The organism is Anaerotruncus sp. DFI.9.16, from assembly GCF_024461615.1.
Lineage (GTDB): Bacteria > Bacillota > Clostridia > Oscillospirales > Ruminococcaceae > Anaerotruncus > Anaerotruncus massiliensis.
In genome coordinates this window covers 63,802-79,096 of sequence record NZ_JANFZX010000005.1, presented here as the reverse complement: position 1 = coordinate 79,096, position 15,295 = coordinate 63,802, and the positions used below count along the sequence as shown (strand labels likewise).

Annotated in this window: 18 protein-coding genes; all 18 read left to right on the top strand. The window is 59.6% G+C overall.

What is annotated here, in order from left to right; all coding sequences use genetic code 11:
* Positions 1-166 precede the first annotated feature (166 nt).
* The 18 genes from NE609_RS04140 to NE609_RS04060 all read left to right on the top strand — a co-directional run bounded on the left by NE609_RS04140 (position 167) and on the right by NE609_RS04060 (position 14,890).
* On the top strand, positions 167-643 hold the full coding sequence (locus NE609_RS04140) for a hypothetical protein (protein WP_256151859.1): 477 nt from the start codon (positions 167-169) through the stop codon (positions 641-643).
* Entirely contained in the window at positions 640-921 is a 282-nt protein-coding gene (locus NE609_RS04135; protein ID WP_256151837.1) for an AbrB/MazE/SpoVT family DNA-binding domain-containing protein, read from the top strand. Before NE609_RS04140 ends, NE609_RS04135 begins: the two co-directional genes overlap by 4 nt.
* Complete coding sequence (locus tag NE609_RS04130) at positions 918-1,982, top strand: hypothetical protein (protein ID WP_256151836.1); 1,065 nt, start codon at positions 918-920, stop codon at positions 1,980-1,982. Before NE609_RS04135 ends, NE609_RS04130 begins: the two co-directional genes overlap by 4 nt.
* A complete protein-coding gene (locus tag NE609_RS04125) occupies positions 1,979-2,731 on the top strand; it encodes a class D sortase (RefSeq protein ID WP_256151835.1) in 753 nt (250 codons plus the stop codon). Before NE609_RS04130 ends, NE609_RS04125 begins: the two co-directional genes overlap by 4 nt.
* A gap of 69 nt (positions 2,732-2,800) precedes the next feature.
* Positions 2,801-3,397, top strand: a complete 597-nt coding sequence (locus NE609_RS04120) for a CAP domain-containing protein (RefSeq protein ID WP_256151834.1) — start codon at positions 2,801-2,803, stop codon at positions 3,395-3,397.
* A gap of 61 nt (positions 3,398-3,458) precedes the next feature.
* Complete coding sequence (locus NE609_RS04115; protein ID WP_256151833.1) at positions 3,459-3,785, top strand: nucleotidyltransferase family protein; 327 nt, start codon at positions 3,459-3,461, stop codon at positions 3,783-3,785.
* Positions 3,772-4,128, top strand: a complete 357-nt coding sequence (locus tag NE609_RS04110) for a DUF86 domain-containing protein (protein WP_256151832.1) — start codon at positions 3,772-3,774, stop codon at positions 4,126-4,128. Before NE609_RS04115 ends, NE609_RS04110 begins: the two co-directional genes overlap by 14 nt.
* Positions 4,129-4,299: 171 nt before the next feature.
* On the top strand, positions 4,300-9,219 hold the full coding sequence (locus NE609_RS04105) for a SpaA isopeptide-forming pilin-related protein (RefSeq protein WP_256151831.1): 4,920 nt from the start codon (positions 4,300-4,302) through the stop codon (positions 9,217-9,219).
* Between the two features lie 108 nt (positions 9,220-9,327).
* Positions 9,328-9,915 (top strand): hypothetical protein, encoded by a 588-nt coding sequence (locus NE609_RS04100; RefSeq protein ID WP_256151830.1) that lies wholly within the window; start codon positions 9,328-9,330, stop codon positions 9,913-9,915.
* Positions 9,897-10,412: a YodL domain-containing protein gene (locus tag NE609_RS04095; protein ID WP_256151829.1), complete on the top strand. Its 516-nt coding sequence runs from the start codon at positions 9,897-9,899 to the stop codon at positions 10,410-10,412. The genes NE609_RS04100 and NE609_RS04095 overlap by 19 nt, the downstream gene beginning before the upstream one ends.
* A complete protein-coding gene (locus tag NE609_RS04090; RefSeq protein WP_256151828.1) occupies positions 10,409-10,741 on the top strand; it encodes a SpoVG family protein in 333 nt (110 codons plus the stop codon). The genes NE609_RS04095 and NE609_RS04090 overlap by 4 nt, the downstream gene beginning before the upstream one ends.
* Before the next feature lie 14 nt (positions 10,742-10,755).
* Complete coding sequence (locus NE609_RS04085) at positions 10,756-11,091, top strand: DUF3852 domain-containing protein (protein WP_256151827.1); 336 nt, start codon at positions 10,756-10,758, stop codon at positions 11,089-11,091.
* A gap of 32 nt (positions 11,092-11,123) precedes the next feature.
* Complete coding sequence (locus tag NE609_RS04080) at positions 11,124-11,975, top strand: conjugal transfer protein TrbL family protein (RefSeq protein WP_256151826.1); 852 nt, start codon at positions 11,124-11,126, stop codon at positions 11,973-11,975.
* 15 nt (positions 11,976-11,990) lie between these two features.
* Positions 11,991-12,326 carry a DUF4406 domain-containing protein gene (locus NE609_RS04075; protein WP_256151825.1) on the top strand — a complete coding sequence of 112 codons (336 nt, stop codon included), beginning with the start codon at positions 11,991-11,993 and terminating at the stop codon, positions 12,324-12,326.
* Positions 12,323-13,042, top strand: a complete 720-nt coding sequence (locus NE609_RS17745) for a DNA cytosine methyltransferase (RefSeq protein ID WP_256173994.1) — start codon at positions 12,323-12,325, stop codon at positions 13,040-13,042. The genes NE609_RS04075 and NE609_RS17745 overlap by 4 nt, the downstream gene beginning before the upstream one ends.
* Positions 13,014-14,027 (top strand): DNA cytosine methyltransferase, encoded by a 1,014-nt coding sequence (locus NE609_RS17740; RefSeq protein ID WP_370867133.1) that lies wholly within the window; start codon positions 13,014-13,016, stop codon positions 14,025-14,027. Before NE609_RS17745 ends, NE609_RS17740 begins: the two co-directional genes overlap by 29 nt.
* A 90-nt stretch (positions 14,028-14,117) precedes the next feature.
* On the top strand, positions 14,118-14,501 hold the full coding sequence (locus NE609_RS04065; protein WP_256151824.1) for a hypothetical protein: 384 nt from the start codon (positions 14,118-14,120) through the stop codon (positions 14,499-14,501).
* Positions 14,502-14,560: 59 nt separating this feature from the next.
* Positions 14,561-14,890 (top strand): hypothetical protein, encoded by a 330-nt coding sequence (locus NE609_RS04060; RefSeq protein WP_256151823.1) that lies wholly within the window; start codon positions 14,561-14,563, stop codon positions 14,888-14,890.
* Positions 14,891-15,295: the final 405 nt, after the last annotated feature.

Below are 15,295 nucleotides of genomic sequence, written 5' to 3'. Positions count from 1 at the left end.
AACCCCATGGCCAACCGATACACCCCCGGCAGCGAATACGGCGAGCTGGTGATCCTCAACTATGATCCCCGGGACCATCCCAAAGACCGGCAGATGACCCTGTTTCAAGCGGACGAACCCCTGTTGGAACTGGAATACACCTTAGTTTGTGAAGGAGGAAAAACCAATGAAGAATCTGAAAAAGCAAAACAGCCTGCGGCTCCCCGGCCATTTTCTGAAGGACACGGGACTGGACCAGGAGCGGAGCCTGCTGGCAGCTCTCTTTCCGGGCGTGATCCTGCTCACCCGGAGATTTCCCAGCCCACAGGAGCGTGAGGAGATCGGTGAGGGCCTGTCCTGTGTGGCCAGAGACCTGGATCTGCCCTTGGAAACAGACGGCCTTGTGATCCCGGATGAGATGCTGGAGGACGCCGGGCTGCCCAGTGATATGGAACAGCTGGAGTTCTTTGTGGAGGACGGGCGGATCGTCCTGGAAGCCCAGACGGACTTTGAACAGGAACTGCTGGCAGACGCCTGGGAGGAAGCGGCGGAAGACGAGATCCTCTCCCGGCTGCCCCGGCGCCTGCGGGACTTTTTCCGGGATCTGGAGATCCACCCGGCAACCGTCCGGGATGTGATGCGGAAAGGAGAAACAGAAGAATGAACGGAAGCGTATACAAGGTGGTGGACAGCCGCGGCCGGGTACATCTGCCCAAGGAGTTCCGCGGGGCGATGGGTCTCGGCTGCGGGGAAATCGTCAAGCTAACCACCGGCAAAGACGGCTTGCAGGTGAAAAAGGTCCACCTCATTGAACTGGGGGACAAATCCCCCGAGGCGGTGGAGGCCTTTGTCCATGCGGCGGCTGCGGCTATGAGCCGGGAGAAACAGATGGAACTGGCCGCCCGGCTGCTGGAACTGCTTCGGAAGGAGGAAACAAAATGAAACGAGGAAGCGCCCTTTTGCTGGCCTGCCTGATGGCGGTGGGACTGAGCACCACCGCTTTTGCCGAGGAACCCCAGACGGTGGTGAATACTGAAAACGGCGGCGCCAGCATCTCCATCACCGATATCACGCCAAGGGAGGAGCAGGAAGATGAAACCGAGAGCTCATTCCAGACGAGGTATTACCCCATTGCCATTGAAACCGCAGAGGATGCAGGCGTCCGCCTGCTGGTCAAGACCTTCCTTGTGCCGGAGGGTACAGATCCCCAGGCGCTCGTCGAGGAAAGCCTGACCCGCCGGGGGATCACCTACCAGGTATCGGATATTCTGCTGCGGGAGTTGAAGGGAGATTCCCAGACGAAGCCGGTGACCAAAACGGTCACCATCCCAGCGGAGACGGATGACACCGAGGAACTGCTGACGCTGCTGTCCCCCACACTGGAATATGGGGAGGACGGCTATGCCGGCACCCTGTCCCTGGACCCCTCCTCCATCTCCGCCAAGGCAGCGGACACCACCAGCTATTCGTACACTCTTAAGGATACCAGGGAGTACACCGGCCTGGACCGCAACGACCCCTACTATATCCCCAAATCCGCCGAGAAAAACGGTGTGACCCTGACCCTGGCGGATGTGCAGTGGACCCCCATGGCCAGCGCCGGGGACAACAGCGAGGTTCCCTCCCTCTATCGGGCCACCGCCGTCTACACCGGCACCGCCTGGGGCAGCAAGGCAGATGGCTATCTGGTGACCGCCTCCTACACCGGCGAGGCAACGAAGACAGAGGAAGGGCAGAAGATGGTGAGCATCGTCTATGAGGAGACACCCGGCGCGAGCCTGTTCGGGAGTTTTCCCTGGCAGGCGGTGCTGCTGGTGCTGATCGGCGCGGGTGTCCTCACCGGCGGAGTATTTGGCGTCCGCCGGCTGATTGCGAAGGGAAAGGACACAGCCGAAAACCGAAAATCCAAGCTGGTCCGGGAGGACCCTTACGCTGGCAGACCGCCCATGGATCTGCCGGATCTGCTGAATGAGATGGACCGTGGATTGGAGGAGGACCGATGAGAGAGAAACTTCAAAGACTGTGGGATTCGTCCGGACGGTGGTTCCTGCTGGGGCTGCCGCTGGCAGCTGTCATTTTGGGGCTGGTGATCTGGCAGGCGAACCAGGCGGTCCAGCCGCCCAGGGAAACCATTGCCGACCCTCCCACCGAAACGGAGGTCACCTTTGACCTGGAGAAAAACCGGGCATATACCGCGGAGGATGGTATCGTGGTGATCCGGCCATCCGGACAGGCGGATTCCGCAGAATCAAAGGCAGCCAATGCCCTGGTGACCACCGCCGACCTGGAGGTGGTCTGGGACGGAGCCTCCCTTTCGGCGGAGAACTATACCCTTCCCGCTGAGGTTCAGCTGGAGGATGGCTCGGTGGGGGTGCTTTCCATCCCCAAAATTGGCCTCTCCGCCCCGGTGTATGAGTCGGAGGACGGCGATGAGATGGAGAGCATGACTAAGGGGATCGCTCATTTTGCCACCACCTCCGCCTGGAACGGGAATGTGGGGCTTTGTTCCCACAATGTACCGCCCGCCGGTGCGGTGGCGTTTTTCCGTGACCTTCACCTGCTGGAGGCGGGCGATACGCTCACCTACCAAACCGCCCAGGGAGAGCGGCAGTACCAGGTGACCGAGGTCCGGGAGATCGCCGGGGACGACTGGAGCTACCTCTCCCGCACCGACGACAACCGCATCACCATGATCACCTGCATCACCGGCAAGCCGGACCTTCGGCTGATGGTACAAGCCAAGGAGATCTGATTTGTTGGGTTTGCTGAATGGCTTTCCGCGTAATTTGCTGGTATCTTTGGTGGCAAGGAGGAATGCAAAATGAAACGAAACTTCATGAGTATCCTGTTGGCGATGGCGCTGGCAGTGGGCAGCGCGGCGCCGGCCTATGCCGGAGAGGTCTTCACCTTTGAGGCGGCGCCGGAAAGCGGCAGCAAAGCAGAGAAACAGAGCGCGCCAGTCTGGGAGGCCCCGGAAACAGAGCTCCAAGAACCCGATGGCCATGAATGGACTCCCCCTGAACCGGAATGGGTAGACCTGGACGCCTATGCCCAGGAAGTCCTGACCCTGACCAACGCCCGGAGGAAAGCAGCGGGATTGAATACCCTCTCAACTGATCCCGTCCTCACCGAGATGGCGATGCTCCGGGCCAGGGAGCTGGAGGAGAACTACTCCCATACCCGCCCCAGCGGGGAGAACTGCAAAACGGTGTTCGGGGAGTTTGAAACCGATCTGCGGTTCTGGGGCGAAAACGCCGCCAAGGGCAATCGAACCCCAGAGGCGGTGGTGGAAGCCTGGATGGATTCCCAGGGTCACAGAGAAAACCTCCTGCGGGAGGACGCCGGATACCTGGGTGTCGGCGTCTGGCAGGATGAGGACGGCATCCTCTACTGGGTGCAGCTGTTCGCCATCAAGTGAGAAACAAAAGTTGCAGTGGCCCCAAAAGTTGGGTATAATAAAGAAAAAGGAGGGATGTGATATGATCTATACCATCGAGGAGATCCGGCGTATCATCACTCCGATTGCAAAAAAATACCGTCTTCCGGCGGTTTACCTCTTCGGTTCCTATGCCAGAGGCGATGCCACCGAAACGAGTGACCTGGATTTTTTGGTGGATACCACTGGGACTGAGCTCAAATCCCTGCTCACTTTGGGGGCGCTCTATACCGAACTTGAGGAAGCGTTTCAAAAACCCATCGACCTCATTACCCTCAATTCCCTGACCCAGCGGGCGCAGATGCCCAGTGAGGAAGCATTCCGGGATACCGTGTGGAAGGAGCGTGTCAACCTGTATGAAGTCGCCTGACCTGCAGCGCCTTGCCCATATCCGGGACTACTGCCTGGAAATTGAAAAGACCATCAACCGCTACGGGCGATCCTTTGACGCCTTTGACCAGGATGCAGATTACCAGCGTTCAGTCTCCTTCTCGATCCTTCAAATCGGGGAACTGAGCGGTGGACTGAGCCCGGAATTCCGCGCTAAAACCGCCGACCGTATTCAGTGGGGCCCGATGAAAGGAATGCGTAACTTGGTTGCCCACAATTATGGCAGCATGAGCCGGGAAATCATCTGGGAAACCGCTGTAACGGATATTCCTGTCCTCCTCGCCTTCTGCGAAGAACAATTGCGGGAGGAACCGGACAAGTAACAAGGCAACAATTGAATCAAGCCCAAATCAGCCGCTGTGAAAACAGCGGCTATCTTTTTTTGTTTGCTCCCAAATGGTGAGCGGTAAACCGAGGCCGAGGCGTCGTTTTCCCGCTTGCCGGGGGAGCATCCATCTTTCCGCCTCGGCCCGGCGCCGCCGGGAGCGGAAAGGATGGATGAGATGAAGCAGACGAAAAACAGCCGCCTGCGGCGGATCGCCTCGGGGCTGCTGGCGGCCCTGATGCTGATGACCTCCGCACCGGTGTCCTACGCTCTGGAGCCGGTGATCGGCATCCAGCAGATGGCGCCGGAGCAGACCGAAGAAACCACCGGGGAAGAAGAAATACCAGAACCGGAGCAGGACCCTGACAATGAGTCTTCTGACCCGGCTTCAGAGGAAAACGCGGAGGCGATGGACGAGCCGGCCCCCGATGAGAAGCCTGGAGGCGAGGATGAGGAACAAGGACTGGATGGGCAGCCCGCGCTCCCCGTGGAGGGGCAGCCGGAAACCCCGCCTGTGCAGGACAGCGGTGAAGCCGTCGTGCCCGAGGAGGATGAGCCTCTCAGCGAGGAACCCACTGTAGGCAGTTCCGGCCTGGACCCGCCCGATCTGACAACTTTTGAAGCAGTAAAAGGCGGACAGATGGCAGTTATGAGCCGGACGGCCCGCAGCGCCCCCGGCAGCACCACTATGTATATGGAGCGGATCGACGACATCTCCCACCGCTATCCGTTCTCCGGCGGAGGCCCCTACTACGGGTATCTGTTCTACACCGCCGAGGGGGATACCGCCTACTGTGTGGAGCCCGCCCGGTTTAATTCCACCACCGGCACGGTGGTGACCGGTTCCAAGACCTACTCGGGCCTCACCCAGGCCCAGCAGAACGACATCGCCCGGGCCATCGCCGCCAATCCCGGCGGCCACTCCAACCCATACCAATATATGGCCTGCCAGGCCATCATCTGGGAGATCGCCTACAACCAGTCTCCTCGTGGGGGCAGCGTCTACAACGCTGTCATCGCCCAAAATTCTGGGAAGCTCTCCTCCTACTACGAGGAGATCCGCTCGGAGATGGAGAACCTGGGAGAGATCCCCAGCTTCATGAGCCCGGACCCCCAGAACCCCACCGAGCACTCCATGGAGGAAAACGGCGGCGAATGGAGCATCGACCTTGAGAACATCAACGGCAATGTCACCCTGCGGGAGGAGGATTTTGAGAGCCGGGCGCCCTTTGACTTTTCCGTTTCCGGCGATACCCTGACGGTGACCTCCTCTTCCGAGCCGGACAGCGACAGCTACACCGCCTGGCACGGCGGCAGCGGCGAAGGGGCCCTCATCTTTTGGAACTCTTCCCAGCAGACCAAGGCCACCTTCGATGAAACCGCCGGCATCCCCGCCGACGGGTATATGGTGTTCTCCTCTGACTGGACGCCCATCGATCAGCCCCCGGATGAGGGCGAGGGCGAAAAGGTCGGTTATCTCCAGATCACCAAGTATGACGGAGAAACCAATCTGCCCCTGGGCGGCGCGATTTTTAAGATCGAGTCGGAAACCTATGTGAACGATTCCTTCGCGGTCCCCTATGGCGGGGCCACTGTGGTGATCCCCATCCCGGAGGGGAAGGACAGCATTGAGGTGACTGTCACCGAGGTGAAGGCTCCGGACCTGTACGTGCTGGACAGTACTCCGAAAAAGGTGACGGTGACTGCCGGGGATCAGGTGAACATTGCCCATCTGGATTTTGACAACTACCCGATGGATTGTTCCCTCACCATCTACAAACATGAAAAAGGAAAGGAGGATGTACCTCTTTCGGGAGCGCGGTTCCGCATCCGGTATGCTGACCCGGATGTGAGCGCCCAGGTGTGGACCGAAACCACCGACTCCTCGGGCCGTATCCACATCGACCTTCCCCACAGCGGCACGCTGATCGTCGAGGAACTGGAAGCGCCAGATGGTTATGTCATCGGGGAGATCTCCACCCATGAGGTAGTGGTTCAAAAGGGCGAAGACAAGGAGATCGCCATCTCCAACGACAAAAAGGCCCAGATCATCGTCACCAAGCGGGACAACCAGACCGGCCAGCCGCTTCAGGGGGCGGTCATCAAAGCCACCCTTCTGCGGAGCCACACCGAGCCCTACGAGAGTGGCCTGGTCTACACCCGCACCACCGGGCCGGACGGGGTCGCCGTCTTTGAGGACATGATCCCGGGCGAGTACCGGGTCGAGGAAACCTCCCCGCCCCAGTTTTACCTGCCTACCGACCAGGTACACACCGTCAATGTGTATGACGGCTCTCACGAGCCGGTGGAGCTGGAATTTAGAAATGACCCCTGGACGGGGCTCACCATCAAAAAGGTGGACGCCGTCACAGGTGAGGGCCTGCAAGGGGCGGTTTTTGAACTTTACGAGGGTACTGCCGCGGAGAAGACCAAGTTTTTGGGAGATTTTCAATCGAACGAAAATGGAATCGTCACCATCCAGGAGCTGGAAAGCAGCCAATATTACACCATTGTTGAATCCCAGCCGCCCTATGGATACTTCCTGGATGAAGACAATGTACAGACCATCCTCATTAAACCGGAGGCGATCAATGAAAATATTACGGTGATCTTCCGGAATCTTCCCAAGCCCAAGCTCCTCATCACCAAGATCGACGCGGATACGGGTGAACCGCTCCCTGGGGCGGTGTTCCGGGTTTCCCGGCGCTCCACCGCCGAGTATGTGGATGTGACCACCGGGCCGGACGGGACCTACCTTCTCGAGAATCTGGAGGAGGACTGGTACGAGGTCTATGAACTGCGCAGTCCGACGGGGTATGTCACCGACGACACCCATTACGACATCGAGCTCATCGCCGGCGAAACCGCCGAACTGGTGGTGAAAAACCGCAAAAAGCCCACCTTCACCATTGAGAAGATCGACAGCGTCACCCTCCAGCCGTTGGAGGGCGTTGTGTTTGAGATCAGCGTCAAGAACGGCAAGAGCCTGGGGCAGTTCACCACCGATGCAGAGGGAAAAATCGTCCTGGAGGACCTGGAACCGGGTGAGATCTATCTGGCCGAGGAGGTACGAGCCTTGCCGGGCTACCTGCTGGACGAGACGGTCCATGAGCTGAAGCTGGATGAAAACGAGAGCGGCGTCCTCAAGCTGAAAAACACCCCCGAGAACCCCCTTATCATCTCCAAAGTGGACGCGGTCACCGGGGAGCCGATCCCCGACACGGTCTTTGAGGTGCGCCACTCGGATTGCCGCCTGGTGGGAGAGTTCACCACCGGGGAGAATGGTATGGCGGTGGTCGCCGGAAAGGATGTGACCCCCGGCTGGTACCTGGTCACCGAGGTACGGGCGAACCCGGCCTACATCGCCACTGGGGAAGCCAAGCTGGTGGAGCTGAAATACGAGGCCACCGCCATGGTGGAGTTCCTCAACCAGCCCCGCACCGGGCTGCAGATCCGAAAGGTAGACGATGTCACCGGCGAACCCATCCCCGATGTGGGCTTCTACATCGAGGAGATCGACGGCCGCACCATCGGCACCTACTGCACCGATGAGGCAGGCATCATCAACCTGCCGGACCAGGAGGAGATCTGGGTTCAGGTGACCGAGATCCAGCCGGCGGAGGGGTACAAGCCTGACCCCACCCCCAGGACCATCAAGCTGGAGAGCGGCAAGCTCAATGTCCTCGAGTTCCGCAACCAGCCCTATCCCATCCTCAAGATCGTCAAGCTGGATGCGGATACCCGCCAGCCGATGGAGGGCGTCCAGATCCGGGTGTATGACAAGTTCCACCGGGAGGTGGGGACCTTCACCACCAATGAGTTGGGGCAGATCCTGCTCACCGGCGTAGATGGCGGCGAAACCCTTTACTTGAAGGAAATCCAGACTCTGCCCGGATACCAGCTGGACGAAACCGTCCACGAGGTGACCCTGGCCTGGGGGCAGCAGAGCACAGTAGAGCTGCTCAACAAACCCCTGGCTACCTTCCGCCTCACCAAGATCGACGCTGAAACCAAGGAACCCATCTATGGGGCGGTATTCAACCTCTACGATAGCCGGAACAATCTGATTAACGAATATGTGACCAACCAGGAGGGCGTGATCGAATTCCCCCGAGAATTGTCCGCTGGAAAATATAAGGTCAAAGAGGTCAAATGCGATGGCTATGTGGTGGACCCCACCATCCACACGGTGGAGCTGAAGGCTGGAGAGACCACCGAGCTGGTGTTGGAGAACCGCCCGCTGCGGGGGCAGATCCAGATCGTCAAGAAGGCGGTGGACGATAACCCTGTCACCAAGGAAAAGGCCGGCGCCCTGCTGGACGGGGCGGAGTTCACCATCTACAACGACAAGCTGGAAGTGGTGGACACCATCACAACGGATGAAAGCGGCGTCGCCACCAGCAAGCCCCTTCCGCTGGCCACCTATGCCATTAAAGAAACCTCCAGCCCGGAGTATTACCTCACCGACGGCAAAGTGTTCTACGCCACCCTCAAGGTAGCGGACGACCTGGTACGGTTTGAGGTGCTCAACGAGAGCGTGGATGTGAATGTGACAGTGGAAAAGCGCGGCAATGTGGAAGTGCTGGCCGGGGACACCATGCGGTATGATTTCTCCCAGATTTGCAACGACTCCAATGTTTCTCTGGACGAGTTCTACTGGCACGACAAGCTGCCCGCGGAGGTGCGTCTGGGCAAGATCGTCACCGGCACCTGGAGCGAGCGGCTCACCTATTCGGTGGAGTACAAGACCAACAAAAAGAGCGGCTGGAAGGTGCTGGAGAAGAACCTTTCCAGCAAGACCAGCCACTCGCTGGATTGTTCGCCGGAAGCCCTTGATCTGGCTGCCAACGAGTATGTCACCGAGATCCGTTTTGACTTCGGGACGGTAGGACCCGGCTTCTGTTCCTGTGAGGAAACCGGCCCCAGCCTCTATGTGACCACCCTGGCCGATTTGGAGGATGGATACCGGATCATCAACCGCACCGATGTAGGTGGCAAAATTGGCGACGAGTGGGTGGTGGCCAAGGATACCTGGATCACGGTAGTCTGGGGCAAGCCCCGCGGTGACCTGCCCAAGACCGGTGTGTAACGGCTGACCTCTTTTACTCGGAAGGAAGTATTTCCGTATTGTATTTCATCATTCGAGCCCCGCCTGTTGGGGCTTTCGCAATCTGATTTTAGAAGGGAGGGTAATAGTTTGCCAGTAGTACGAAATATCCTCCACATCCAGGGCGGCGCCTCGCAGGCGGCCGCCCTTTTGGATTTCATCGCAGACCGGCGGTATGGGCGCGGGTCCATCGATCTGAACCGGATCACTCCCATGCCGCCCTGGGTCTACCGGCAGCCCACGAATATGGAACTGCTCCGCAAATATGGGGAGGAAAACTGTTCCCGGGGCTGGTGCCTCCGGCACTGGGGCGTGGATCAGAATGTGCTCCACCCGGAGAAAAGTGTCCGGCAGTACGACGGCGGCCCCGCCATCCGCTTTGACACCATGGACGGGGATGTGCGGGAACTGATCCGCAGGCTCTCCTTGGTGTTCAAGGAGTTGTACCTGGACTACCTGTGGGCCAGCGAGGATGTGGGAAGCCTGGTGGGAGCCGCCCAATACCGGGACGGTGAGCCGCTTATCGAGTTCATCCCCACCCCCGGCAGCCGGGCAGCCATCGAAAAGGCGCTGGACATCCTGGGCGGCAAAGCATCGGACTACGGCCTGGTGTACAACCCGGCTGCCGGAAACTACGAATACCGAGGAGGAAAACCAGAATGGAAGAACGGGATCTGATCCGCCAGGGCGGCGTCCTGGTGGGGTATTTTGAGGACGGGACCGCTGTGCTGGATTCGGCCTTTTTCGGCTGTGACGCAGGCCACCGGCTGATCCGCGCCGGACGGGCGGTGCGCTGGCAGCCGGGCGTCGCAAAGCGGCTGGAGCAAATCGAAAAAGAGCGTCCGATGACCCGCCGTGTACGGGTCTGGCAGCTGAAGCCCGAGGCGGATTTGAACAAGAAGTTCATCGGGTATTGGGAATTGACGGACCGCTTTGGAGGGCCCAGCCGTTCCGATTACCAGATGGTGTTTGACGGGCAGCTGGATACCGACCATCCAGAGGAGCTGTATGAACGGTTTAACGCCGGCACGCTACCCCAGGGCTACCGGGGCCACCGGCTGACCATCTCCGACCTGGTGGAGATCTATGATGAAAACCATTCGGAATTCTGGTATCTGGATCTGGAAGGCTTTGTCCCGGTTGCATTTGAAACAGAGAAGGAGGAAATGGAATGAAGCAGAACGAAAATACGACCACCTTGCCGCTGGAGATGCGGGTAAACCGCCTGGATACCCAGGGCGGCTCCTGCCTGGCCCACCTTTCGATGACGCTGGGGGATTGTTTCGCTGTCCGCGGTATCCGGCTGATGGAGGGGAAAAACGGGCCGTTCCTCTCCTTTCCCAGCTACAAAGCGAAGGACGGTTACCAGGATATCTGCTTCCCCCTTAACGGGGAACTGCGCCGCCAGATGACCGAGGCGGCGGTGAACGCCTACCATCAGGCGCTGGAACAGCACCAGACGCGGCAGGAGGAACCGGAACCGGGCCCTGAGATGGCAATGTGAATAGGAGGACCTTTATGAAGAAAAAACTTGTGACGATGGCAGGAACCCTTTGCACCATGGCCTTCCTGATGGCGACACCGGCGCTGGCAGCTCCCACCGGGGATGTGTCCGGCGTAATCGAGCAGACCTGGACCAGCGCCGCCCAGCAGATCAAGACGGTGGTCAACAGCGTAGTGTTCCCCGCCCTGGACATGATCCTGGTGGTGCTGCTGTTTGTGAAAATTGCCAGCGCGTATATGGACTACCGCAAACACGGGCAGATGGAGTGGGCGCCTATCGCCATCCTGTTCGCCGGGCTCATTTTCTCCCTGACCGCTCCCACCTATATCTGGACCATTCTCGGGATCTGAGATCCCTGCGCCGCTGGAAGGAGGTGATGCCCTTGTTCATATGGGATTTTGTGGCGGATACGGTGCTGGGTCAGATTTTCGACTGGATCTATGGAAAGATCGTGGAGTTCCTTTCCGAGTTCCTCAATATGATGAACGGCATGGGAAGCGAGCTCTTTGAGCTGATCTGGGTACAGGCGGTGGTGGAGTTTTTCCACTACTTTGCCTGGGCCCTCTATGTGGTCGGGCTGGTGGTGGCGGTGTTTGAGGCGGCGGTGGAATACCAGGGCGGACGGACCACCGCTGTGCGGGATCTGGCGCTGGGCTCGGTCAAGGGGTTTCTGGCGGTCAGCCTGTTTACCACCGTCCCGGTGGAACTGTATAAGCTCTGCATCGACCTGCAGGGCAGCCTGTCTTCGGGGATCGCCGGGGCCTCCAACACCGAGGGGGTCAGCAATATGGCCAGGGCCGCTATGGGTGGCCTCAACGGTTACGGCATCTTCATCGCCCTGTTCCTGCTGATCCTCATGGGCTACTCGGTCATCAAAATTTTCTTTGCCAACCTCAAAAGGGGCGGCATCCTACTCATCCAGATCGCCGTGGGAAGCCTGTATCTGTTCTCCATCCCCAGGGGGTATGTAGACGGCTTCTACGGCTGGTGCCGCCAGGTGATCGGCCTCTGCCTGACCGCCTTCCTGCAGACCACCATCCTCATTGCCGGCCTCATGGTTTGGAACGAAAATATGTTGCTTGGCTGCGGCCTGATGCTCTCCTCCTCGGAGATCCCGCGGATCGCCCAGCAGTTCGGGCTGGAAACCTCCACCCGGGCAAATATCATGCAGGCCGTCTACGCCACCCAGACGGTGGTGAACCTTGGCCGGAGTTTGACGGCAGCTGTGAAATAAAGGAGTGAACGACATATGAAGCTAGTCTATATCGCCTCCCCCTACGCGGGGGATGTGCAATCGAATACCGAAGCAGCGAAAAGTTACTGCCGGGCAGCCCTGGAGGAAGGGGTGGTTCCCATCGCCCCGCATCTGCTGTTCCCGCAATTTCTGGAGGACAACGATCCGGCAGAGCGGAACCTGGGCCTCCGGGCCGGATTGGAGCTGCTGGCCCGCTGCGAGGAACTGTGGGTGTGCGGCCCGGAGATTTCGCCTGGTATGAGCCGGGAGATCCAGTTTGCCCAGGGCCTCGGCATCCCGATCCGGCAGGTGGAACCGGCAGCGGCCTTACAGAGAGGGCTGTCCCTATGACCCTGGGCAGCCTGTTTGACGGGATCGCGGGATTTCTCCTCGCCGCCAGCAGGGCGGGGATCGTCACCCTCTGGGCCAGCGAGATTGAACCGTTTCCCATCCGGGTGAGCAAAGCCCATTTCCCGGAAGTACAGCAGGTTGGCGACATTACGAAACTGGATGGGGCCGCGCTGCCGCCGGTGGATATCATCTGCGGCGGCAGCCCCTGTCAGGATCTATCCGTAGCCGGAGCGCGGGCCGGATTAGCCGGGGAACGCTCCGGCCTTTTTCTGCACCAGATCCGGGTGATCAAGGAGATGAGAGATGCGGATATACGATGTGGAAGGACAGCTGAGTCTGTTCGGCCCAGATGGATGCTCTGGGAGAACGTGCCGGGAGCCTTCTCCAGCGGAGATCCCAAGGGGGAAGACTTCCGGATCGTCCTGGAGGAAACCGCGCGAGTGGTGGACCCGGCCTGCCATGTGCCTCGACCTGCGAAGGGACAGTGGCTTGGTGCTGGGTGCATTCTGGCAGACGGTTTTTCCATCGCATGGCGGACGGTCGACGCACAATTTTTCGGAGTGCCCCAAAGAAGGAAAAGAATCGCGCTTGTCGCAGATTTTGCAGGGCTTTGCGCCCCGGAAGTACTATTTATCGACGACGGCCTGCCGGGGTATTATCCAGAGGGCCAAAGCCCGGGGGAAGCCTTTGCCCGGAGCCTTGCTGCGGGCGCTTGAAGTCCAGGGAGGGCTGGCTGCACCGAGCCTTCTGGAAGGGCTGCCCCAGGCGATTGCCTGTAACCAGAGGGATGAAGTGCGGGATCTGCGGGATGTTTCCGCGGCACTGACCGCACAGCCAGGGATGAAGGCCCAGACCTTTGTGGCGGGCGTCACCGCCAAGGGGACGGGAGCATGCTTTTTGTCCCAGGAACGCCATACCGCCCTGGGCGGCGGGGGCGGCCTGCCGGGCCAGGGATACCCCTGTGTGCTTGCCGCCGGGTTCAGCGCCGGGGCGGGAGCGTCCGCCGGCAGCACCGGGTATACCGAGGAACTCTCCCCCACCCTCAAGGGGACGGAGAGCGGAAACTGTATGCCCTCCGTCCTCTGCATCCATGACAACGGCCGCCGGATGATGGACTGCCAGTGGGAAAAGACAGGAACCCTCCGCGCCCAGGAGCACGGCCACCAGCCGTTGGTGCTGTTTGAAAATCACGGTATCGATGGGCGGTACACAGGCCCCCATCCTGTTTCCCCAACCTTGCCCACGCGGATGGGGACCGGCGGGAACAATACGCCGCTGGTAGGCGCCTATGGGATCGCCGCGACAGCGGTAGGCAGGCAGCCTCAGAACGGCGGCAACGGGATCGGTGTTTCCGAGGAGATGGGGTATACCCTCACCGCGACGGACGAACACTGTGTTTGCCAATTCGGCAGCCAACAGTGCATGGGGATTGAAGCCACAGAACAGAAAAGCCCCTCTGATCTTGTCCTGAATCCAGCGGTGGAGGGGCTGTATATCCGGCGGCTCATGCCCATCGAGTGCGAGCGCCTCCAAGGGTTCCCGGACGGCTGGACGGAGATCCCCGGCGCCTCTGACTCCGCCCGGTACCGGGCGCTGGGCAACAGCATCGCCGTACCCTGTTTTGTGTATATCTTCCAAAATCTGGCCTGGTGCCAGGAGAGGAGGCTCCGCCTGCTGTCAGGATCATGTTGCTTCCGCTAGTATTCCTGCCCGCACTTTTGTTGCCTTTGGTGAATAGCTATTGCCACCCCTTTGGGGTATGCTTTGCTTGCTAAGGAGGTGAAAACGGCAATGACGGAACCAACCAAGAACCTCTGCGCCCAGATCCCGGAATCCCTTCACGCCAGAGTGCGGGAAGAACAGGAACACCTGGGACAGACCCTGGGCGCATATATCACGCAGATCTTAACCGAACATTTTGAGCAGAAAGAGAAGGGCGGGAAAGCGATGAGCGAAAACACCAGGACCCTGGCATTCCAGGTATCGGAGGACCTCTTCGGGAGGCTGAAAGCCTACCTCGCGGCCCACCACATCTCCCAGCGGCAGTTCGTCCTCGGCCTCATTGAGGAGGCGCTGGAGGAGTGGGAACAAGAATCAGAGGAGGAAAATGCCCCGGAGGAGGAGACGGTCCTTGTGGACCTTGAGGCCGATCCGGATAACATGGAAGCCGAATAATCCTACACACCATAGGCCCCATTCCGGGCCTATTCTCTTTGGAAAGGAGACTGCTCCCCGTGGTATACATCTACCCGGAAAATCTGAAGGCCGCCCCCACCCTGTGGCTCTGGCAGCTGAGGGACCTGACCATCGGCGGCGCCCTGGCTGTTCTGGGGGCTGTGCTGCTCATGCAGTTCGGCATCTACCTGGTGGCGGCGCTGGCCGCCCTGTACCTGTTTTTAACCATCCGTTTTGAGGACGCCTGTATTCTGGACTTCATCCGCAAAGCGGCGGTATATTTTCTGCTGAAGCCCCAGCGGTACCGCTGGGTTTCCCCCTTTGAACCGGAGGTGAAACGCCATCAAAAACCTGTTCGGAAGCCTGAAAAACAAGCGGCGGGCCAATAGCACCCGCCAGCTGATGAACCTGAAAGCCATCACTGAGCGCAGCCTCATTACCCTCCAGGGGGATGAGGTTGTGCTTTTTTGTTGGAACCCACCAATGTGTCGGTGCTTTCCCGGGAGGGACTGCGGGCCAGGGTGAATGCCCTGATGCATGTTCTTAAGGGATTTGCCGAAATCGAACTGCTCTGCCTCAACTCCCGGGAGAGCTTTGAGCACAACAAGCAGTACCTCACCAGCCGGATGGAGCAGGAACCCGTCCCCCAGATCCGCGCCCTGCTGGAGCAGGACCTTCGCCATCTGGATGAGATCCAGAGCCGCACCGCCACTGCCAGGGAGTTTGTCCTCCTGGTCCGGCCCAGGGGCATCGACGAGAAAGAGATATATCCCTACCTGAACCGACTGGAAAAG